The sequence below is a fragment of the Agromyces albus genome (genome assembly GCF_004134825.1).
Lineage (GTDB): Bacteria > Actinomycetota > Actinomycetes > Actinomycetales > Microbacteriaceae > Agromyces > Agromyces albus.
The window spans coordinates 1-21,551 of sequence record NZ_SDPN01000022.1 but is presented as its reverse complement, the minus strand read 5'-3'; the positions used below and the strand labels follow the sequence as shown (position 1 = coordinate 21,551).

The window sequence follows — 21,551 nt, the reverse complement described above, 5'->3', positions numbered from 1 at the left end:
CGAAAGATTGGACGTGAAGTGGCATTGACCGCGGATGTGAAAGAAGAGCTCGCGCGAGTCGACGTGCCGAAGACCAGCGTGAGGGCGGCTGAGCTCGCGGCAGTGCTGCGCTTCGCCGGCGGACTTCACATCATCTCCAGCCGCATCGCGATCGAGGCGGAGCTCGACTCACCCACGATCGTGCGCAGGGTGACGCGCGACCTCGGCGAGATCTACGGGGTTCGCCCCGACGTGTCGGTGATCTCCCCATCCGGCATCCGTCGTTCGAACCAGTACCTCGTGCGCGTGCTCGACGGGGGAGAGACGCTCGCCCGGCAGACCGGCCTCCTCGACGCGCGCCGACGACCGGTGCGAGGACTGCCGAACAAGCTCACGACCGGTTCACGCGACGAGGTCGCGGCCATCTGGAGGGGCGCCTTCCTCGCCCAGGGGAGTCTGACCGATCCCGGCCGTTCGGCCGCGCTCGAGATCACCTGCCCCGGCAACGAGACCGCGATGGCGCTCGTCGGCGCCGCCGGCCGCCTCGGCATCTCGGCGAAGGCACGTGAAGTGCGCGGCGTGCACCGGGTCGTGATCCGCGACGGCGAGGCGATCAGTGCGATGCTCGCCGTGATGGGCGCCACCGAGACGGTGCGCAACTGGGAGGCGCTCCGGCAGCGGCGCGAGGTGCGGGCCACGGCGAACCGGCTCGTCAACTTCGACGACGCGAACCTGCGGCGGTCGGCGCAAGCCGCTGTCGCGGCCTGCGCACGCGTCGAACGTGCCATGGAGCTCTTGAGCGACGGCATCCCCGATCACCTGAAGTACGCGGGAGAACTTCGGCTCGCCCATCGCGATGCAAGTCTCGACGAGCTCGGCCACTACGCCGACCCGCCCATGACCAAAGACGCCGTGGCCGGCCGCATCCGCCGGCTGCTCGCGATGGCCGACAAGCGTGCCGCCGAACTCGGCGTGCCGGGCACCGAGGCGAGCCTGCCCGCCGACCTCGACGAGGTCTGATCGACCCCCGCTCGCGAGCGTCGCCCCGCGTCATACGCCACACGGGCACCGCTCGCGACGGGCATAGACTCGAAACGCAGCCGCGGAACACCGGGCAGGAGCCCGGCACGCCCGGCATCTGAGAAGGAGAAGCAATGGCTGACTACACCCTCCCGGATCTCGCCTACGACTACTCGGCGCTCGAGCCGAGCATCAGTGGCACGATCATGGAATTGCACCACTCGAAGCATCACCAGGCCTACGTCACCGGCGCGAACACCGCGCTCGCGCAACTCGCTGAAGCCCGCGACTCGGAAAACCTCGCGAATGTCAACAAGCTCGAGAAGGACCTCGCGTTCAACCTCGGCGGGCACATCAACCACTCGATCTTCTGGACGAACCTCTCGCCCAATGGCGGCGACAAGCCGACCGGGGAGCTCGCCTCGGCGATCGACGACGCATTCGGTTCGTTCGACAAGTTCCAGGCCCACTTCACGGCGACCGCGCTCGGCGTCCAGGGTTCCGGATGGGCAGTGCTCGCCTGGGATTCGATCGGACAGCGCCTCATCATCGTGCAGTTCTTCGACCAGCAGGGAAACCTCCCCGCGGGCATCGTGCCCCTCCTCATGCTCGACGTCTGGGAGCACGCGTACTACCTCGACTACAAGAACGTGCGTGCCGACTACGTGAAGGCGTTCTGGAACATCGCAGACTGGGCGAACGTCCAGGAGCGCTTCACCACCGCACGCGAGAAGACCTCAGGGCTGCTGCTACTGTCGTAGCGGATGGTGTCCCCGGACCCGTCCGGGGACACCGCTGTCCGATCAATTCACCCTTGCAATAGCGCGATCGCGCACGTCAAACAGGAGACATCCGTGTCTGTAAAGATCGGCATCAACGGCTTCGGCCGCATCGGCCGCAACTACTTCCGCGCCGCCCTCGCGCAGGGCGCAGACCTCGACATCGTCGCGGTGAACGACCTCACCGACAACAAGACGCTCGCACACCTGCTGAAGTACGACTCGATCACCGGACGACTCGACGCGACCGTCGAGTTCGACGAAGGACAGATCATCGTCAACGGCAAGGCGATCAAGGTCTTCGCAGAGCGCGACCCCGCCAACCTGCCGTGGGGCGAGCTCGGCGTCGACATCGTCATCGAGTCGACCGGATTCTTCACGAAGGCCACCGACGCGCGCAAGCACATCAACGCCGGCGCCAAGAAGGTGCTCATCTCGGCTCCCGCCACCGATGAGGACGCGACGTTCGTCATGGGCGTCAACGAGCACGAGTACGACGCCGAGAAGCACCACATCATCTCGAACGCCTCGTGCACCACGAACTGCCTCGCGCCGCTCGCCAAGGTCTTCAACGACGAGTTCGGCATCGAGCGCGGTCTCATGACCACGGTCCACGCGTACACGGCCGACCAGAACCTCCAAGACGGCCCCCACAAAGACCTGCGTCGTGCACGTGCGGCTGCCGTCAACATCGTGCCGACCTCCACCGGCGCCGCGAAGGCCATCGGCCTCGTGCTGCCCGAGCTCGTCGGCAAGCTCGACGGCTTCGCCCTGCGCGTCCCGGTCCCCACCGGCTCGATCACCGACCTCACGGTCACCTCCTCGCGCCCGGTCACCGTCGACGAGGTCAAGGCCGCTTACAAGGCCGCCGCTGAGGGGCCCATGAAGGGCATCCTCAAGTACACCGAAGACGAGATCGTCTCGAGCGACATCGTCAGCGACCCGCACTCGTCGATCTTCGACGCGGGCCTGCTGCGCGTCCTCGGCGACCAGGTGAAGCTCTCGAGCTGGTACGACAACGAGTGGGGTTACTCCAACCGTCTCGTCGACCTCACCGAGTACGTCGCCGAACGTCTCTGAGCCGAGTCATCGTGACCCTGCGAACGATCGATACCCTCGGTCCGCTCGCCGGCAAGCGCGTCGTCGTCCGTTGTGACCTGAACGTTCCTCTGCAGAACGCGGTCATCACGGACGACGGCCGCGTGCGGGCATCGGTCCCGACGCTCGAGGCCCTCGTCGGCCAGGGCGCCCGCGTCATCGTGGTCTCCCACCTCGGGCGGCCCGACGGAGCGCCCGACCCGAAGTACAGCCTCGCTCCAATTGCGGCGCGCCTCGGCGAGCTGCTCGACGCCCCGGTCGGCTTCGCCGCCGACACGGTCGGCACGGATGCCGCGGCCAAGGTCGCGGCGCTCGGCGACGGCGAGGTGCTCGTGCTCGAGAACCTCCGGTTCAACCCGGGGGAGACCAGCAAGAACGAGGCCGAGCGCACCGCGTTCGCGGGCGAGCTCGCCGCGTTCGCCGATGCCGTGGTCTCCGACGGTTTCGGCGTCGTGCATCGCAAGCAGGCGAGCGTCTTCGAACTCGAGGAGCTCCGGCCGAGCGCGGCAGGACTGCTGATCGCCGACGAGCTCGAAGTGCTCGACCGGCTCACCGAATCGCCTGAGCGCCCCTACACGGTCGTGCTCGGCGGATCGAAGGTCTCCGACAAGCTCGGCGTCATCGCACACCTGCTGCCTCGTGTCGACACCCTGCTCATCGGCGGCGGCATGCTCTTCACCTTCCTCGCGGCGCAGGGCCACAAGGTCGGTTCGAGCCTCCTCGAGGAGGACCAGATCGAGACGGTGCGCGGCTACCTCGCCGAGGCGACGGAGCGCGGCGTGTCGATCGTGCTGCCGACCGACGTCGTCGTGGCATCGGCCTTCTCGGCCGAGGCCGAGCACGTCGTGACGGCGTCGGATGCGATCGAGCAGACGCCGTTCGGGGCATCCGGACTCGGACTCGACATCGGGCCCGACACTGCAGCGGTCTTCGCCGAGCACATTCGCGGCTCGAAGACGGTGTTCTGGAACGGGCCGATGGGCGTGTTCGAGCTCGCGCCGTTCGCTGCAGGCACCCTCACCGTCGCCGAGGCCCTCACCGCGGTCGATGGGCTCAGCGTCGTCGGTGGTGGAGACTCCGCCGCAGCGGTTCGGCAGCTCGGGTTCTCCGACGACCAATTCGGTCACATCTCAACGGGCGGAGGCGCAAGCCTCGAGTTCCTCGAAGGCAAGAAGCTTCCCGGACTGGAGGTCCTCGGATGGCAGTGAAGCGCACTCCGTTCATCGCAGGCAACTGGAAGATGAACCTCGATCACCTGCAGTCGATCGCGTTCGTGCAGAAGCTCGCGTGGAGCCTCGCCGACGCGAAGCACGACTTCGCCGACGCCGAGGTGGCGGTGTTCCCGCCGTTCACCGACCTGCGATCGGTGCAGACGCTCGTCTCGGCTGACTCGCTCCCGATCGCGTACGGCGCACAGGATGTCTCGGCGCACGACTCCGGGGCATACACGGGTGAGATCTCCGGGGCATTCCTCGCGGCACTCGACTGCCGGTACGTGATCATCGGCCACTCCGAGCGACGCACCCTGCATGGCGAGAGCGACGCCGACATCAACGCGAAGGTGCTCGCCGCGCACCGCCACGGCCTCATCCCCGTGCTGTGCGTCGGCGAGACCGCCGAAGACCTCGAGGCACATGGCCCGAGCGCCGTGCCGGTCGCGCAGCTGCGCGCCGCACTGGAGGGCGTCGACGGGTCGAAGGGACTCGTCGTCGCCTACGAGCCGGTCTGGGCCATCGGCTCGGGCCAGGCCGCGACGCCCGACCAGGCCGAGCAGGTCGCCGCAGCTCTTCGTGGCGTGCTCACCGAGGTGTTCGACGACGAGATCGCCCAGGCGACGCGCGTGCTCTACGGCGGCTCGGTGAAGGCGGCGAACATCGCCTCGTTCCTTCGCGAACCGAACGTCGATGGCGCTCTCGTCGGCGGAGCGAGCCTCGACATCGCCGAGTTCTCGAGCATCGCGCGGTTCAAGAAGCACGTCGGAGCGTAGCCCGCCTCCTCGGCCGCGGCTCGCGTGCCGTTATACTGATTGTCGGCCCGACCCCCTGCGTCGTGCCCGGAAAGGTTCACCGTGGAGATTCTCCAGGTCGTCCTGCAGGTGCTGCTCGGTCTCACGAGCCTCCTGCTGACGCTGCTCATCCTGTTGCACAAGGGCCGCGGTGGCGGTCTCTCCGACATGTTCGGAGGAGGCGTCACCTCGAGCCTCGGCGCATCGGGTGTCGCCGAGCGAAACCTCAACCGGATCACGGTCATCCTCGGACTCATCTGGGTGACCTGCATCGTCGTACTCGGCCTCATCACCAAGTTCGACGCCGGAATCTGACGGGGGAGAAGAAGATGGCTTCAGGAAACAGCGCCATTCGTGGCTCGCGCGTGGGCGCCGGGCCGATGGGCGAACAGGATCGTGGCTTCCACGCCGATCGCGTCGCGGTGAGCTACTGGGACGCACAGGGCAATGAGACGGTGCGGTACTTCGCAGCGAACCTGCCCGAAGAGGAGATCCCCGACATCATCGACAGCCCGTCCACGGGGCTGCCCGCCGGGCGCGATCGCGAGAACCCGCCCTCGGTCTCGAAGCTCGAGCCGTACAAGACGCACCTCGCCTACGTCAAGGAACGACGCACCGACGAAGAGGCCGCTGCCCTGCTCGACGACGCACTCACGCAGTTACGCATCCGCCGCGGACAGGCCTGACGCACCAAACGCGAACCAGACATGAAGCAGGGCCGGCCCCCAAAGGGCCGGCCCTGCTTCATATCTGCGACCGACGTGTTCAGTAGTCGGGCGCGATGAGCTCCTCGGGAACTTCGGCGGCCGCTTCACGGTCCACGAAGAACACCGTGCGCCGGCGTCCCTTGATGCCGGCGACGGGCACTTCGTCGCGGCTCGCGCCCGCGAGGGCGAGTCCGAGCGCCGAGGCCTTATCTGCTCCGGCGAGCACGATCCAGATGCGCTGCGACGCGTTCAGCACGGGTCGTGTGAGGCTCAATCGCTCGGGCGGCGGCTTCGGCGAGTTCCGCACCGGAATGACCGTGCGATCGGTGACCTGGATTCCCGATCGATGCGGGAAGAGCGAGGCCACGTGACCGTCGGGTCCGGCGCCGAGGAACGTGATGTCGAAGACGGGGTGCGTCAATCCGTCGACGCCGTGCGCCGCGAGTTCGGTTGCGTAGACGTCGGCGGCCTCGTCGAGCGAGATGCCGGAATCCGATGCCGGGAACGGGTGCACGTTCTCGGCCGGAAGGTCGAGTCGGTCGAGGAGCGCGGCTCGCGACTGTCCGTCGTTGCGCTCGGCGTCGCCGGCGGGCACCCATCGCTCGTCGCCCCACCAGAAGTGCACGCGCGACCAGTCGACCGAGGTGTGGGCCGGTGACGAGGCGACCGCCTCGAGCACCGAGGCGCCCATCGTGCCACCAGTGAGCACGATGTGCGCGACCGGTTGCGCGTCGAGGATGTCGAGCGTCTTCGTGATGAAGCGCGCCGCCACCGCTCCTGCGAGCGAGGCCTTGTCGGGGTGCACGAGCACGCGGCGCTCATTCGTCATGCGGCGGGGCCTCCATCGTCGGCATCCTCGAGCAGGGCGAGCCCGCTCGTGATCACTTCACCGTACAGCTCATCGGGGTCGAGGCGTCGGAGCTCGTCGGCGAGGCAGTCACGGAGATTCCGTCGAGGCAGGGCGAGATCGTGCACCGGCTGGCTGGGCTGACGAAGCGTCGCGATGCCGGGCACGTCGCGCACGAGTTCGATGGCGCCGCCATCTCGCCCGAGGCGCACCCCGTGAATGCCGTGCGAACCGGCTTCCACGCTCGTCAACTCGTACGTCGTCGGAGCCGAGAGCTGCAGCTTCAGCCACGCGGCGAGCAGTGTCGTCGAGGGGGAGTCGATCGCGCCCGTCACGTGGACGTCGGTGACGGGTTCGTACGGCGGCTGGTCGAGCACGGCGGCGAGTTGCGCGCGCCACAGTGTCAGGCGAGTCCACGCGAAGTCAGCGTCGCCTGGAGTGTAGCTCGAGGCGAGATTGCGAAGCGCGGCCTGGGGATCGGGCTGCGTCGAGGCATCCGTGATCCTGCGGTGTGCGATGCGACCGAGCGGCGACTTGCCGGGAACCTCGGGTGCGGCAGCGGGCCACCAGGTCACCACGGGGGCATCGGGCAGCAGCAGGCCCATCACGAGGCTCTCCTCGTCGCTGGCGGCATCGCCGCACGCTCGAAGCACGATGACCTCGCTCGCGCCGGCGTCGCCGCCCACGCGGATCTCGGCATCGAGCCGCGGATCGACCGCCGAGGTCTCGGTGCCCGGCTCCCGTGAGACCACGATCACGCGCATCGGATGCTCGCGGGACGCGTCGTTGGCGGCCTCGATGGCCTCCTCTTCGGCGCCTGGGGAGGTGGCGATGACGAGGGTGAGCACTCGGCCGAGCGCGACGACGCCGCCCTCTTCGCGGATCTTCACGAGGGTCTTCGAGACCTGGCTCGTGGTGGTGTCGGGCAGATCGACGATCATGGGCGTCTCCAGCTTCGTCCGTCGCGTTCCAGCAGCTCATCGGCCGAGGCGGGTCCCCAGGTGCCGGGGCGGTATTGCTCGGGCTGACCCTGGGTCTCCCAGAACTCCTCGATCGGGTCGAGGATCTTCCACGAGAGTTCGACCTCCTCCTGACGGGGGAAGAGCGGCGGGTCGCCGAGCAGCACGTCGAGGATGAGGCGTTCGTACGCCTCGGGGCTCGCCTCGGTGAAGGCGTGCCCGTAGCCGAAGTCCATCGTCACGTCGCGCACCTGGATGCCGGCGCCGGGGACCTTCGAGCCGAAGCGGATGGTGACCCCTTCGTCGGGCTGCACCCGGATGACGAGGGCGTTCTGCCCGAGTTGCGAGGTCTGGCTGGCGGCGAAGACCTGCTGGGGTGCCCGCTTGAAGACCACGGCGATCTCGGTGACCCTGCGGCCGAGTCGCTTGCCCGCACGAAGGTAGAACGGCACGCCGGCCCATCGGCGAGTGCCGATGGTCAGCTTCATGGCCGCGTAGGTCTCGGTGGTGGACTCGGGGTCCATGCCGTCTTCGTCGAGGAAGCCGATGACCTCTTCGCCTCCCTGCCAGCCGCCCGCGTACTGCCCGCGTGCGGTGCCCGTCGCGAGATCTTCGGGCAGTCGCACCGCGGCGAGGATCTTCTCCTTCTCGGCGCGGAGGTCGCTCGCCTCGAAGGAGATGGGCTCCTCCATGGCGGTGAGTGCGAGCAATTGCAGCAAGTGGTTCTGGATGACGTCGCGGGCCGCGCCGATGCCGTCGTAGTAGCCGGCACGCCCGCCGACGCCGATGTCCTCGGCCATCGTGATCTGCACGTGGTCGACGTAGTTCGCGTTCCAGATCGGCTCGTAGAGCTGGTTCGCGAACCGGAGGGCCAGGATGTTCTGCACCGTCTCCTTGCCGAGATAGTGGTCGATGCGGAACACGGAGTCGGGCGGGAACACCGAGGCGACGACGTCATTGAGCTCGCGCGCCGTCTGGAGGTCGGACCCGAACGGCTTCTCGATCACGACGCGGCGCCACTGGTCGCCCTTCTGCTCGGTGAGCCCGGATCGCTTGAGCTGCTCGGTCACGAGCGGGAACGACTTCGGCGGGATCGAGAGGTAGAACGCGTGGTTGCCCATCGTTCCGCGCTTCTCGTCGAGTTCGGCGACGACCTCACGCAGGCGGTCGAATGCCGCGTCGTCGTCGAAGTCGCCCTGCACGAAGCGGATGCCGCGAGCGAGCTGCTTCCAGACGTCCTCACGGAATTCGGTGCGTGCATACTGCTTCACCGAATCGTGCACGACCCGTTCGAAGTCCTCGTCTGCCCATTCGCGGCGTGCGAAGCCGACGAGCGCGAAGCCGGGCGGCAACAGGCCCCGGTTCGCGAGGTCGTAGACCGCGGGCATGAGCTTCTTGCGTGACAGGTCGCCCGTGACGCCGAAGATGATGAGGCTCGAGGGGCCGGCGATGCGATTCAGCCGGTAGTCCTTCGGGGAACGCAGCGGATTGTGCTGCGCGGTGATCGGGGCCGGTTGCATGCGGTTCCTTCCGGCTCTCAGCCGACGGCGTCGAAGAGCGTGGCGATGTTCGCCTGGGGCTCGGTGAGCGTGAGCGTGAGCACAGGCCGGCCGTGCTCGGCGAGCACGCTCGCGTCGCCCGACGCCTGGGCGGCGATCAGCTGACCGAAGGTGAACGGGCGCTCGGGGATCGCGAGGTCGTTGGCGGCGGCCTGCGTGATCTGCAGGAACACGCCGACGGCGGGGCCGCCCTTGTGGAACTGCCCGGTCGAGTGCAGGAACCGCGGGCCCCAGCCGAACGTCACCGGGCGGCCGGACCGCGCGGCGAGCGCGTCGCGGAGGCGCGCGAGCTCGGGATGTGCGACGCGGTCGACGTAGGCCTGCACCGAGATGTAGCCGTTCGCCGGCAGCTCTTCGAGCAGCACGTCGATCGCCGAGACGAGATCGCTCGCCGCGCCGATGACCTCGGGAGTGCCGCGCACCTCGATGCCGTCGGCGACGAACGCCGCCGGGGCGGGCTCGGGCCGCGAGTCGAGGAGTCCGCGAGCGGCGATCTTCGCCGACTCGACGTCGGGCTGGTCGAAGGGGTTGATGCCGAGGATGCGGCCCGCGACGACGGTCGCGTACTCCCAGACGAGCAACTGCGCGCCGAGCGTGCCCGAGACGCGGATCTCTCCGGAGTCGTCGTGGCCGAAGACCTGGTCGCCCGCATCGCGGACGAGCCGCACGACTTGGAGGTCGGGGAGGTCGGCGCCGAGTTCGGGCGCGTCGACGTCGAGCACGACGGGCAGGATGCCGGTGCCGTTCTTTCCCGTCGACTCGGCGATGAGCTGCTCGGCCCAATCGGCGAACCCGACGATGTGGGTGCCGTCGGAGATGATGCCGAGCTTGTCGCGGAGCGGTGCCGTGGCGGCCATCGCGGCTCCGAGCACGAGGCCCGGGTTGTCTTCCGTGTCGACGGCGAGCGAGAGCTCGATCGTCTCGGCCTCGTCGAGGAGCTCGGAGATGTCGACGCCGGCGAGCCCCGACGGCACGAGGCCGAACGCGGTGAGCGCCGAGTAGCGCCCGCCGACGTTGGGGTCGGCGTTGAACACGCGGTAGCCCGCGGCGCGGGCCGATTCGTCGAGCGGCGAGCCGGGGTCGGTGACCACGATGATGCGCGAGACGGGATCGATGCCGGCATCGCGGAACGCCTGCTCGTAGACCCGGCGCTGGCTGTCGGTCTCGACGGTCGAACCCGACTTCGAAGAAACCACGAGGGCGGATGACGCGAGCCGGTCGGCGAGCGCAGCGCGCACCTGCCCGGGCTCGGTCGAGTCGAGCACCGTGAGGGGCACCCCGTTTGTGCGGGTGATGACCTCTGGGGCGAGCGATGAGCCGCCCATGCCGGCGAGGACGATGTGGTCGACGCCGTCGGCGCGGAGGCTGTCGCGAAGCGCCAGGATCTCGGGAACGAGCGGCCGCGAGATCGCGACGGCTTCGGTCCAGCCGAGTCGCTTCGAAGCCTCCTCTTCGGCCTCGGGTCCCCAGAGTGCGGCGTCGAGTCCGGTGATGCCGCTCGCGACATAGTCGGCCACGAGACCCGGCACGGTGGCGCGCACGGCGTCGGCCGCGGCCCCGCTCACGGAGATGCGGAAGCTCATGCCGCTGCCTCCAGGGCGCCGCGGACGGTGTCGAGCAGTTCGTTCCACGAGACGATGAACTTCTCGACGCCCTCGCGCTCGAGGAGCGCGGTGACGTCGTCGTAGTCGACGCCGACGCGAGCGAGCGCGTCGAGCACGGCGCCGGCATCGGCGTAGGCGCCGGTCACGGTGTCGCCGACGATCTCGCCGTGGTCGAAGGTGGCCTCGAGGGTCTTCTCGGGCATCGTGTTGACGACGCCCGGGGCGACGAGCTCGGTGACGTAGAGGGTGTCGGAGAGTGACGGGTCCTTCACGCCGGTCGAGGCCCACAGCGGGCGCTGACGGTTCGCGCCGTCGTCGAGCAATGCGGTTGCACGCTCGTCGGCGAAGACCTGCTCGTAGAGCTCATAGGCGAGTCGCGCATTCGCGACGCCGGCCTTGCTCTTGAGCCCGAGGGCCTCATCGGTGCCGATCGCGACGAGTCGCTTGTCGATCTCGGTGTCGACGCGCGACACGAAGAACGAGGCCACCGAGTGGATGGTGCTGAGGTCGATGCCGGAGGCCTTCGCACGCTCGAGCCCCGTGAGGTAGGCGTCGATGACCTCGCGGTAGCGGTCGAGGCTGAAGATCAGCGTGACGTTGACGCTGATGCCGGCGGCGATCGTCTCGGTGATCGCGTCGAGCCCTGCGAGCGTCGCGGGGATCTTGATCATGACGTTGGGCCGGTCGACCTTCGCCCACAGTTCCTTCGCCTGCTCGATGGTCGCGGCCGTGTCGTGGGCGAGGCCGGGTGCGACCTCGATCGAGACGCGACCGTCGTATCCGCCGGTGCGGTCGTAGACGGGGCGGAAGTGCTCGGCGGCGTCGCGCACGTCGTCGGTCGTGATCTCGAAGACCGCGGTGTCGACGTCGGCGCCTGCGGCGGAGAGCGCGTGCAGCTGCTCGGCGTAGGCGGCGCCGTTCGCGAGCGCGCCGGCGAAGATCGTCGGGTTGGTGGTCACGCCGACGACGTCACGCTCGGCGATGAGCCGCTCGAGTCCGCCGGAGACGATGCGTTGACGCGACAGGTCGTCGAGCCAGATGCTGACGCCGGCCTCTGAGAGCGCGGCGGTGGGGGTGTTGCTTGACATGAGGTGTTTCTCCTTCGTGCTCGCGTCAGGACGCGAGCGATTCCTTCGCGGCGGCGACGACGGCTTCTGTCGTGATGCCGAACTCGCGGAACAGGGTCTTGTAGTCGGCGGATGCGCCGAAGTGATCGATCGAGACGCTGCGGCCCCGGTCGCCGACGTAGCGCTGCCAGGTGAGCGCGATGCCGGCCTCGACCGACACTCGAGCCGTCACGGCGGCGGGCAGCACCGACTCGCGGTACGCGGCATCCTGCTCCTCGAACCATTCGAGGCTCGGCGCGGAGACCACTCGGGCCTCGATGCCGTCGGCGGCGAGCTCGTCGCGTGCGCCGAGTGCGAGCTGCACCTCGGAACCCGTGGCGATGAGGATGACGTCGGGCGTGCCCGACGGTGCGTCGGCGAGCACGTAGGCGCCCTTGGCGAGGTTCGAGGCGGCGGCGAGGGTGTCGCCGGATGCCGCGCCGTCGCCGCGCTCGAACACCGGGATGTTCTGGCGCGTGAGGGCGATGCCGACGGGCGCGTCGCGACGCTTCAGGATCTCGAGCCACGCTTGCGCGACCTCGTTCGCGTCGGCCGGTCGCACCACGGTGAAGCCCGGGATCGCGCGGAGCGTTGCGAGCTGCTCGATGGGCTGGTGCGTCGGGCCGTCTTCGCCGAGCGCGACGGAGTCGTGCGTCCAGACGAAGATCGAGGGCACCTTCATGAGCGCGGCCAGGCGAACGGCCGGGCGCATGTAGTCGCTGAAGATGAGGAACGTGCCGCCGAACGCGCGCGTCTTGCCGTGCAGGACGATGCCGTTGAGGATCGCACCCATCGCGTGCTCGCGGATGCCGAAGTGCAGCACACGCCCGTACGGGTTGCCCGCGAACTCGTGCGTCGACCACTCGGAGGGGATGAACGAGGGCGCGCCGTTGATCGTCGTGAGGTTCGACTCGGCGAGGTCGGCGGAGCCGCCCCAGAACTCGGGGAGCGCGCCGGCGAGGGCGTTGATGACCTTGCCGGATGCCGCACGGGTCGACACCTCGGTGCCGCCATCGAAGCTCGGCAGCACCGATTCGATGTCGGCGGGAAGCTCTCCGGCCTCGAGCCGGTCGAGCAGTGCCTTGCGGTCGGGATTCGCCTCGGCCCACTCGTCGAAGGAGCGCTGCCATTCGGCGCGTGCCGCGGCACCGCGCTCACCGGCGCGCCGCGTGTGTTCGAGCACCTCGGCGTCGACGACGAAGTTCAGCTCGGGGTCGAAGCCGAGCACCTCCTTCGTCGCGGCGAGCTCGGCGGCGCCGAGTGCCGATCCGTGGATCTTGCCGGAGTTCTGCTTGCCCGGGCTCGGCCAGCCGATGATCGTCTTCAGGATGACGATGGAGGGCTTCGACGTCTCGCCCTTCGCGGCCGCGATCGCGGCGTCGAGCGCGGGCACGTCTTCGACGTACTCGCCCGTGCCCTTCCAGTCGACGGTCTGCACGTGCCATCCGTAGGACGCATACCGCTCGGCCACGTTCTCGGTGAAGGCGATGTTCGTGTCGTCTTCGATCGAGATCTGGTTCGAGTCGTAGATGACGACGAGGTTGCCGAGCTGCTGGTGGCCTGCGAGCGAGGATGCCTCGCTCGTCACGCCCTCCTGCAGGTCGCCGTCGCCGGCGATGACGTACACGAAGTGGTCGAAGGGGCTCGTGCCGGGGGCTGCCTCGGGGTCGAAGAGACCGCGCTCGAAGCGAGCGGCATAGGCGAAGCCGACGGCCGAGGCGAGGCCCTGGCCGAGCGGGCCGGTGGTGATCTCGACGCCCGCGGTGTGACCGTACTCGGGGTGGCCGGGCGTCTTCGAGCCCCACGTGCGCAGCGACTCGAGGTCGCTGAGCTCGAGGCCGTCGCCGGCGAGGTAGAGCTGCACGTACTGGGTGAGCGAGCTGTGACCCGCCGAGAGCACGAAGCGGTCGCGACCGAGCCAGTCGTGGTCGGCCGGATCACGGCGCATGACCTTCTGGAAGAGCAGGTAGGCGGCGGGAGCGAGGCTCATCGCCGTGCCGGGGTGACCATTGCCGACCTTCTCCACGGCGTCGGCCGCGAGGACGCGGGCGGTGTCGACCGCGCGGTCGTCGAGGGTTTCCCATTGCAGAGGTGCCACGAGGTGCTGTTCCTTCCGATCGTGACGGCGTCGGGCAACCGATCTGCCCCCGACCCGCCGAGGACGTTGCGGCGCGGTTCCGCCTGGCGAACGACCCGGCCGGATGCCTTGACTGAACGGCGATCCCGGGTCACGCCGCCGGGCGCGCTTTCCTCAGTATATGGACTTGACGGGGCTCTGTGACGGGGCGTGACTTCACAGCGGACGTCTGGAATTGTGAGGTTTCGGGCGTGCTCCGGAGCATGCGGATGACGCGCATGGCCTAGAATCGTCTGGGGTCGCGCGAGGTCCGCAGAAAGCCGCCCGCGCACCGGAAGAGGAACGATGCAGGCAGCCGTAGACATCCGTGGCGCACGACCGGCGATGACCGCTCGGCGCAAGCTCGCCGCCTACCTCGCCCTCACCAAGCCGCGCGTGATCGAGCTGCTGCTCGTCGTGACGGCGCCCACGATGATCCTCGCCCAGCAGGGGTTGCCCGATCTCTGGCTCCTGGTCGCGACGCTCATCGGCGGCGCGATGAGCGCGGGCGCGGCGGGCGCGTTCAACTGCTACATCGATCGCGACATCGACCGGCTCATGAAGCGAACGCGCGGTCGCCCGCTCGTCACCGGCGAACTGAGCGACCGTGAGGCGCTCGTCTTCGCCTACGCGCTCGGCGCCGCCTCGATCGCCTGGCTGTGGCTCTTCACGAACTGGCTCGCGGCGGTGCTCTCGCTCGCGGCGATCCTGCTCTACGTCGTCTTCTACAGCCTCATCCTCAAGCGCCGCACCTCGCAGAACATCGTGTGGGGCGGGGTCGCGGGCTGCATGCCCGTGCTGATCGGCTGGGCGGCGGTCACCGAGAGCCTCGACTGGGCACCCCTCATCCTCTTCCTCATCATCTTCCTGTGGACCCCGCCGCACTACTGGCCGCTGTCGATGAAGTACAAAGACGACTACGCCGCCGCCGGAGTGCCGATGCTCGCCGTGGTGCGCGGCCGTGCGCAGGTCGGCCTCCAGGTCATCCTCTATGCGTGGGCCACCGTGGCGTGCTCGCTGCTGCTCATCCCGATCGCCGGCATGGGACTCGTGTACTCCACGGTCGCGGTCGTCACAGGCGTGTGGTTCATCGCCGAGACGCACCGGCTCTACAGCCTCGCGATCCGGCACGAGCAGGTGTCGCCGATGCGCGTGTTCCACGGCTCGATCGTCTACCTGTCGCTCGTGTTCCTCGCGATCGGGATCGACCCGCTGCTCCCGTTCTGACGCTGCGTTCCTCCCGTGCGGCGCCGGGGCTGTCTCAGCGAGCGGATGCCGCCGTCGGCATCTCTGCCGGCGACTGCGACGCGCCCGTGGGCTGCTTGAGCTGCAGCACGACGACCGTCATGGCTGCGGCCGTGAGGGCTGCGAGCACCATGTGGATGCCCACGAGCAGGGGCGGCAGGCCCGAGCGGGCCTGGATGAGGCCGACGGTCACCTGCACGAGCTCGACCGCGACGAGAGCGAGCGCCCAGCGCAGCGTCGGCAGGCGGAGCTGCCACGCTGCCGCGGCGAGCACGAGCGTGAGGGCGAGAAGCGCGTAGCCGGGCCAGGCGTGCACATGCTCGAGGAGCTCGGAGTCGAATCCAGTACGACCGGCATCCGTGTCGCCGGAATGGGGCCCGGAGCCCGTGGTGAGCACGCCGAAGACGATCGTGATCGCGAGCACCGCGCTCGTCGCGTGTGTGAGCCCGGCGTACCAACCCGGCACGGCGCGTTCACGCGGCCCGGGGGGCTGGTGCATCCGGGCGATGAACGCCGCCGAGACGCACACGAGCACGAGCGAGGAGACGTAGTGGAAGCCCACGATGAACGGGTTGAGGCCCGTCCACACGGTGATGCCGCCGACGATCGCCTGGGCGACCACCCCGGCGCCGACGATGAACGCGAGGGTGAAGAGGTCGCGCCGCTCGGCGCGGATGCGCCAGACGAGCACGAAGAGCACGAGGGCGATGATGCCGACGACGCCCGTCATCATGCGGTTCCCGAACTCGATGATGCTGTGGTAGTCGAGTTCTTCGGTGGGCACGAGGGAGTCGGCCGTGCACGTGGGCCAAGTGGGGCATCCGAGGCCCGAACCGGTCAGCCGCACAGCCCCGCCGGTGGCGATGATCATCGTCTCGGCGACGAACGAGAGCCATGCCACGAGGCGGATCTTCCCGTCGACTCGATCTGGCAGCCACTCGATGAGCCGGTTCACGGTCGTTCGATCCTGATCCGGGCGCGCTGTGACGGTACTGGGAGTACTGACCGTACTGACCCACCGGCAGTGCGACCCTATAGACTTGAAGGGTTGGGTATCCCGCGATGCGCGCGACAACGCGCGATGCGGGTTCCCAGCCATCTTAGGTTCGCACTGGAGCCACCCGCACATCATCGCCCGATCCCGAGCACCTCGACTCGCGAGGGGAATGAGCCGGACTGATAGCCGGTTGCACGGGAGGAGAAGAGGGAGAGCATGACGGACGTACTGATCGACCGACCAGAACTCGAAGGACTCGGTACCTACGAGTTCGGCTGGGCCGACTCCGACGCCGCCGGGGCATCCGCCCGACGCGGCATCTCGCCCCAGGTGGTGGCCGACATCTCGGCCCTCAAGAGCGAGCCCGAATGGATGCTCCAGCGCCGCCAGCGTGCGCTGCAGCTCTTCGAGCGCAAGCCGATGCCCACGTGGGGTGCAGATCTCTCGGAGATCGACTTCGACAACATCAAGTACTTCGTGCGCTCCACCGAGAAGCAGGCCCAGACCTGGGAAGACCTGCCCGACGACATCAAGAACACCTACGAGAAGCTCGGCATCCCCGAGGCTGAGCGCCAGCGCCTCGTCGCGGGCGTCGCCGCCCAGTACGAGTCCGAGGTGGTCTATCACCAGATCAACGAAGAGCTCGAGCGCCAGGGCGTCATCTTCATGGACACCGACACGGCACTTCGCGAGCACCCCGAGTTCTTCGAGGAGTACTTCGGCACCGTGATCCCCGCGGGCGACAACAAGTTCGCTGCGCTGAACACGGCCGTATGGTCGGGCGGATCGTTCGTCTACGTGCCGCCGGGCGTGCACGTCGAGATCCCGCTGCAGGCCTACTTCCGCATCAACACCGAGAACATGGGCCAGTTCGAGCGCACGCTGATCATCGCCGACGAGGGCAGCTACGTGCACTACATCGAGGGCTGCACCGCCCCGATCTACAAGTCCGACTCGCTGCACTCGGCGGTCGTCGAGATCATCGTGAAGAAGAACGCCCGCGTTCGCTACACGACGATCCAGAACTGGTCGAACAACGTCTACAACCTCGTCACCAAGCGCGCCACCGCTGCCGAAGGTGCCACCATGGAGTGGATCGACGGCAACATCGGCTCGAAGGTCACGATGAAGTACCCGTCGATCTTCCTCATGGGCGAGCACGCCAAGGGCGAGACCCTCTCGGTCGCGTTCGCGGGCCCGGGCCAGCACCAAGACGCCGGCGCGAAGATGATCCACATGGCGCCGTACACGCAGTCGTCGATCGTCTCGAAGTCGATCGCCCGCGGCGGCGGTCGTGCGGGATACCGCGGTGAGGTCCGCATCGATGCGAACGCGCATCACTCGGCCAACACCGTGCGCTGCGACGCCCTCCTCGTCGACACCATCTCCAGGTCCGACACCTACCCGGCGATCGACATCCGTGTCGACGACGTGAAGCTCGGCCACGAGGCGACCGTCTCGAAGGTGAGCGAGGAGCAGCTCTTCTACCTGATGAGCCGCGGCCTGCCCGAAGACGAGGCGATGGCCATGATCGTGCGCGGCTTCATCGAACCGATCGCCCGCGAGCTCCCGATGGAGTACGCGATGGAACTCAACAAGCTCATCGAGATGGGCATGGAAGGATCGGTCGGTTAAGAATGGCCGCCGCAACGCAGAGCACAGCTATGCCCACCGCCGAGCAGCACGGCTTCCGGCCGCACACCGACGGCCCCGTCGTGCCCGTCCAGACGCGATCCGAGCGATTCCGTTCCGTGAACGTCGACGACTTCGCGCAGGTCACCGGCCGCGAGCACGAGTGGAAGTTCTCGCCCGTCGCCACGTTCGCCGACCTCATCGGCGGCGAACTCGACGGTTCGCGAGTCGAGATCGAGACGACGGATGCCGCGGGCGTCGAGGTCTCCTGGATCGACCGCGGCGACGCCCGCATCGGCCGCGCCGGCATTCCTGAGGAGCGGGCCGCCGCCAACGCGTGGAGCTCATTCGACGAGGCGCTGCTCATCGCCGTCAGCGGCGAAGACGAGAAGGTCGTCGCGGTCACCCGCTCCGGCCTCGGCGCCACGCCGCGCGCAGCGCACACGATCATCGAGGCGGCGCCGAACAGCCGCGGCCTCGTCGTGCTGCGCGGCATCGGCGACGCCCGGCTCTCGGAGAACGTCGAGATCATCGTCGGCGAGGGCGCGTTGCTCACCGTCGTCGCGCTCCAGGAGTGGAACGACGACGCGGTGCACCTCGCGAGCCACTTCGCCCGCCTCGACCGCGACGCGTTCCTCAAGCACATCGTCGTCTCGCTCGGCGGCAAGGTCGTGCGAGTGAACCCGTCGACACACCTCGCCGAGCAGGGCTCCGACATCGAGGCGCTCGGCCTGTACTTCGCCGACGCCGGCCAGCACCTCGAGCAGCAGGTGTTCGTGCACCACGACGCCCCGCACACGCGCAGCCGCGTCACCTACAAGGGTGCGCTCCAGGGCCAGGGCGCCCGCACGGTGTGGATCGGCGACGTGCTCATCGGCAACGCGGCGGTCGGCACCGACAGCTACGAGCAGAACCGCAACCTCGTGCTCACCGACGGCACACGTGCCGACTCCGTGCCGAACCTCGAGATCGAGACCGGCGACATCGCCGGCGCCGGGCACGCGAGTGCGACCGGCCGATTCGACGACGAGCAGTTGTTCTACCTGATGGCGCGCGGCATCCGCGAAGACGAAGCGCGACGCCTCGTGGTACGCGGCTTCCTCCTGGAGATCGTGCAGAAGATCGGCTCACCAGACCTCGAGGAGCGGCTGACCGCCGCGATCGAGGCAGAGCTCCTGGGGAGCTGACGTGGCATCCGTTCGCGTCTGCAGCATCGATGAGCTGGCCGTCGACCAGGCGGCCCGCTTCGTCATCGACGGAATCCCCATCGCGGTCGTGAAGGACTCGGCCGGCGACATCTTCGCGATCGGCGACACCTGCACGCACGGCGACATCTCGCTTGCCGAGGGGTTCGTCGAAGACGACACCCTCGAGTGCTGGGCACACGGCTCCAAGTTCTCGCTCCGCACCGGGAAGCCACTCACCCTGCCCGCCTACGAGCCGGTGCCGGTCTTCCGCGTCGAGCTCGTCGACGGCGGCGTCCACATCGATCCCACGGTCACCCTGACCGTCTGAAACAGCCTCCGGCCCGAGCGGCCGGCTACCGAAAGAGACCACACACGAACATGTCCGTTCTCGAGATCAAGAACCTGCACGTCAACGTCGAGACCGACCAGGGCACCCGCGAGATCCTCCGCGGCGTCGACCTGGTGATCAACGAGGGCGAGATCCACGCCGTCATGGGGCCGAACGGCTCCGGCAAGTCCACCCTCGCATACACGATCGCCGGGCACCCGAAGTACCAGGTCGTCCAGGGCGAGATCCTCCTCGACGGCGAGAACGTGCTCGAGATGTCGGTCGACGCCCGCGCACGTGCCGGCCTCTTCCTCGCGATGCAGTACCCCGTCGAGATCCCGGGCGTGACGATCACGAACTTCCTCCGCACCGCGAAGACCGCGATCGACGGCGAAGCGCCGGCGATCCGCGGTTGGGTGAAAGACGTTCGCGAGTCGATGTCGGCCCTCAAGATGGACTCGGCCTTCGCCGAGCGCAACGTCAACGAGGGCTTCTCGGGCGGCGAGAAGAAGCGCAACGAGATCCTCCAGCTCGAGCTCCTGAAGCCGCGGTTCGCCGTGCTCGACGAGACCGACTCCGGCCTCGACGTCGACGCGCTGAAGATCGTCTCAGAGGGCGTCAACCGTGCGAAGGCCAACACGGGCCTCGGCATCCTCCTCATCACGCACTACACGCGCATCCTCCGCTACATCACGCCCGACTTCGTGCACGTGTTCGTCGCCGGCCGCATCGCCGAGCAGGGCGGCCCCGAACTCGCCGACCGTCTCGAAGACGAGGGCTACGACCGCTACCTCGAGCCCGCGGCGAAGTAGACTGCCGACATGGTCACCTCACTCGCTCCAGAGCGCTTCGACCAGGTCACCGAGGCGCTGAAAGACGTCATGGACCCTGAGCTCGGCGTCAACATCGTCGATCTCGGGCTCATCTACGACCTCGGCTGGGATGAGGAGAACGACGCCCTCATCATCCACATGACGCTCACGAGCGCCGGATGCCCCCTCACCGACGTCATCGAAGAGCAGACCGCCGAGGCACTCGACGGCACCGTCGACGCGTTCCGCATCAACTGGGTCTGGATGCCGCCGTGGGGTCCTGAGCGCATCACCGACGACGGACGCGACATGATGCGCGCCCTCGGCTTCGCGATCTGATCAACCGGCCAAGCCCCGGCGCCTGAGCAGCGGCTCGATCGCGGCATCCTGCCCGCGGAACTCCCGGTACGCCTCGAGCGGGTCCTTGCTGCCGCCGATCGCGAGCAGGTGGCGCCGGAACCGTTCGCCGTTCTCTCGCGTGGCTCCGCCGTGCTCCTCGAACCACTTGATGGCGTCGGCGCCCGGCACCTCGCTCCAGATGTAGGAGTAGTAGCCGGCGTCGTAGCCGCCCGCGAAGACGTGCGCGAAGTATGTGCTCGCGTACCGCGGTGGCACGAGCGCGTCGTCGAGCCCCGCCGCGTGGAGCGCGGAGTGCTCGAATGCCGCGACATCCGTGACGAGGTCGTCGGCGGCCAGCCGGTGCCAGGCCTGGTCGAGCATCGCCGCAGCGAGGTACTCCGCCGTCGAGAAGCCCTCGTTGAAGCCGCGCGACTCGAGCAGGCGGTCGACGAGCTCCTGCGGCATCCGCTCGCCCGTCTCGTGATGCACGGCGTAGTTGCCGAGCACCTCGGGGCGGAGCATCCACATCTCGTTCACCTGGCTCGGGAACTCGACGAAGTCGCGGTACACGTTCGTGCCGGCCTGCGACGGGTAGCTCACGCGCGCGAAGAGCCCGTGGAGTGCGTGGCCGAACTCGTGGAACAGGGTCTCGGTCTCATCGAACGTGAGCAGCGTCGGCTCGCCAGCGGCCGGCTTCGACACGTTGAGGTTGTTGACGACGACGGGAAGCGTGCCGGCGAGCGCGGACTGCTCGACGAGGGAGCTCATCCAGGCCCCGCCCCGCTTGGAGTCACGTGTGTACGGGTCGATGAGGTACAGGCCGACGGGTGAGCCGTCGGCTTCGGTCACCTCGAAGATCCTGGTGTCGGCGTGGTACCCGACGAGATCGGTGTGCTCGCTGAACTGCACCCCGTAGAGCAGTGTCGCCGCGTGGAAGACGCCGTCGCGCAGCACGCGCTCGAACTCGAAGTACGGGCGCATCGCCTGCAGGTCGACCGCGTAGCGCTCGGCGCGCACCTGCTCGGTCAGGAAGGCCCAGTCGGATGCCGTGACGGCCCGTTGCCCGAGCTGCGCCGCTCGCCTTGCGAGATCGGCGGCCTCGCGGCGCGCATTGTCGGCGGCGATCGGCGCGAGGCGCTCGAGCAGCGCGGCGACCGCCTCGGGCGAGCCCGCCGTCTCGTCGGCGGTGACCGCCGCCGCATGGTTCGGGAAGCCCAGGAGGCGAGCCCGCT

Annotated in this window: 21 protein-coding genes; 13 read left to right on the top strand and 8 right to left on the bottom strand. The window is 68.3% G+C overall.

What is annotated here, in order from left to right; all coding sequences use genetic code 11:
- The first annotated feature begins 18 nt into the window (after positions 1-18).
- From whiA to ESP51_RS12310, 7 genes are all read left to right on the top strand, one after another.
- A complete protein-coding gene (whiA, locus tag ESP51_RS12340; RefSeq protein WP_129521200.1) occupies positions 19-999 on the top strand; it encodes a DNA-binding protein WhiA in 981 nt (326 codons plus the stop codon).
- 134 nt (positions 1,000-1,133) lie between these two features.
- Positions 1,134-1,760, top strand: a complete 627-nt coding sequence (locus ESP51_RS12335; protein ID WP_129521199.1) for a superoxide dismutase — start codon at positions 1,134-1,136, stop codon at positions 1,758-1,760.
- Between the two features lie 93 nt (positions 1,761-1,853).
- Positions 1,854-2,858, top strand: coding sequence for a type I glyceraldehyde-3-phosphate dehydrogenase (gap, locus tag ESP51_RS12330; protein ID WP_129521198.1), 1,005 nt, complete (start codon positions 1,854-1,856; stop codon positions 2,856-2,858).
- Positions 2,859-2,869: 11 nt separating this feature from the next.
- Positions 2,870-4,084 (top strand): phosphoglycerate kinase, encoded by a 1,215-nt coding sequence (locus tag ESP51_RS12325; protein WP_129521197.1) that lies wholly within the window; start codon positions 2,870-2,872, stop codon positions 4,082-4,084.
- On the top strand, positions 4,075-4,863 hold the full coding sequence (gene tpiA, locus ESP51_RS12320) for a triose-phosphate isomerase (protein ID WP_129521196.1): 789 nt from the start codon (positions 4,075-4,077) through the stop codon (positions 4,861-4,863). The genes ESP51_RS12325 and tpiA overlap by 10 nt, the downstream gene beginning before the upstream one ends.
- A gap of 81 nt (positions 4,864-4,944) precedes the next feature.
- On the top strand, positions 4,945-5,196 hold the full coding sequence (gene secG, locus ESP51_RS12315) for a preprotein translocase subunit SecG (RefSeq protein ID WP_022888045.1): 252 nt from the start codon (positions 4,945-4,947) through the stop codon (positions 5,194-5,196).
- Positions 5,197-5,210: 14 nt separating this feature from the next.
- Positions 5,211-5,567 (top strand): RNA polymerase-binding protein RbpA, encoded by a 357-nt coding sequence (locus tag ESP51_RS12310; RefSeq protein ID WP_129521195.1) that lies wholly within the window; start codon positions 5,211-5,213, stop codon positions 5,565-5,567.
- Between the two features lie 79 nt (positions 5,568-5,646).
- Here ESP51_RS12310 and pgl read toward each other — a convergent pair whose 3' ends face one another.
- The 6 genes from pgl to tkt are packed head-to-tail and all read right to left on the bottom strand — an operon-like array spanning position 5,647 to position 13,761.
- Positions 5,647-6,417, bottom strand: a complete 771-nt coding sequence (gene pgl / locus ESP51_RS12305) for a 6-phosphogluconolactonase (RefSeq protein WP_129521194.1) — start codon at positions 6,415-6,417, stop codon at positions 5,647-5,649.
- Entirely contained in the window at positions 6,414-7,376 is a 963-nt protein-coding gene (locus tag ESP51_RS12300; RefSeq protein WP_129521193.1) for a glucose-6-phosphate dehydrogenase assembly protein OpcA, read from the bottom strand. The genes pgl and ESP51_RS12300 overlap by 4 nt, the downstream gene beginning before the upstream one ends.
- Complete coding sequence (zwf, locus tag ESP51_RS12295) at positions 7,373-8,914, bottom strand: glucose-6-phosphate dehydrogenase (RefSeq protein ID WP_129521192.1); 1,542 nt, start codon at positions 8,912-8,914, stop codon at positions 7,373-7,375. Before zwf ends, ESP51_RS12300 begins: the two co-directional genes overlap by 4 nt.
- Before the next feature lie 17 nt (positions 8,915-8,931).
- Positions 8,932-10,536: a glucose-6-phosphate isomerase gene (locus ESP51_RS12290; RefSeq protein WP_129521191.1), complete on the bottom strand. Its 1,605-nt coding sequence runs from the start codon at positions 10,534-10,536 to the stop codon at positions 8,932-8,934.
- Entirely contained in the window at positions 10,533-11,645 is a 1,113-nt protein-coding gene (gene tal / locus ESP51_RS12285; protein WP_129521190.1) for a transaldolase, read from the bottom strand. The genes ESP51_RS12290 and tal overlap by 4 nt, the downstream gene beginning before the upstream one ends.
- Before the next feature lie 25 nt (positions 11,646-11,670).
- Positions 11,671-13,761: a transketolase gene (gene tkt, locus ESP51_RS12280; RefSeq protein WP_129521189.1), complete on the bottom strand. Its 2,091-nt coding sequence runs from the start codon at positions 13,759-13,761 to the stop codon at positions 11,671-11,673.
- 324 nt (positions 13,762-14,085) lie between these two features.
- Here tkt and ESP51_RS12275 point away from each other — a divergent pair, with 324 nt between their 5' ends.
- Complete coding sequence (locus ESP51_RS12275; RefSeq protein ID WP_129521188.1) at positions 14,086-15,006, top strand: heme o synthase; 921 nt, start codon at positions 14,086-14,088, stop codon at positions 15,004-15,006.
- Between the two features lie 34 nt (positions 15,007-15,040).
- Here the strand turns inward: ESP51_RS12275 and ESP51_RS12270 are convergent, their stop codons facing one another.
- Positions 15,041-15,979 (bottom strand): COX15/CtaA family protein, encoded by a 939-nt coding sequence (locus tag ESP51_RS12270; RefSeq protein WP_241843144.1) that lies wholly within the window; start codon positions 15,977-15,979, stop codon positions 15,041-15,043.
- A gap of 258 nt (positions 15,980-16,237) precedes the next feature.
- Here ESP51_RS12270 and sufB point away from each other — a divergent pair, with 258 nt between their 5' ends.
- The 5 genes from sufB to ESP51_RS12245 are packed head-to-tail and all read left to right on the top strand — an operon-like array spanning position 16,238 to position 20,319.
- Positions 16,238-17,656, top strand: coding sequence for a Fe-S cluster assembly protein SufB (gene sufB, locus ESP51_RS12265; RefSeq protein ID WP_129521186.1), 1,419 nt, complete (start codon positions 16,238-16,240; stop codon positions 17,654-17,656).
- A 29-nt stretch (positions 17,657-17,685) separates the two neighbouring features.
- Complete coding sequence (gene sufD / locus ESP51_RS12260; protein ID WP_129521185.1) at positions 17,686-18,840, top strand: Fe-S cluster assembly protein SufD; 1,155 nt, start codon at positions 17,686-17,688, stop codon at positions 18,838-18,840.
- Between the two features lies 1 nt (position 18,841).
- Complete coding sequence (locus tag ESP51_RS12255; protein ID WP_129521184.1) at positions 18,842-19,168, top strand: non-heme iron oxygenase ferredoxin subunit; 327 nt, start codon at positions 18,842-18,844, stop codon at positions 19,166-19,168.
- A gap of 50 nt (positions 19,169-19,218) precedes the next feature.
- Positions 19,219-19,980 (top strand): Fe-S cluster assembly ATPase SufC, encoded by a 762-nt coding sequence (gene sufC / locus ESP51_RS12250; protein WP_129521183.1) that lies wholly within the window; start codon positions 19,219-19,221, stop codon positions 19,978-19,980.
- 9 nt (positions 19,981-19,989) lie between these two features.
- A complete protein-coding gene (locus ESP51_RS12245; protein ID WP_129521182.1) occupies positions 19,990-20,319 on the top strand; it encodes a metal-sulfur cluster assembly factor in 330 nt (109 codons plus the stop codon).
- On the opposite strand, the gene ESP51_RS12240 is transcribed toward ESP51_RS12245, so the two are convergent.
- Positions 20,320-21,551: M3 family metallopeptidase (locus ESP51_RS12240; protein ID WP_164990503.1), on the bottom strand; the 1,232-nt coding region annotated here is incomplete at its 5' end. It abuts the gene before it with no gap.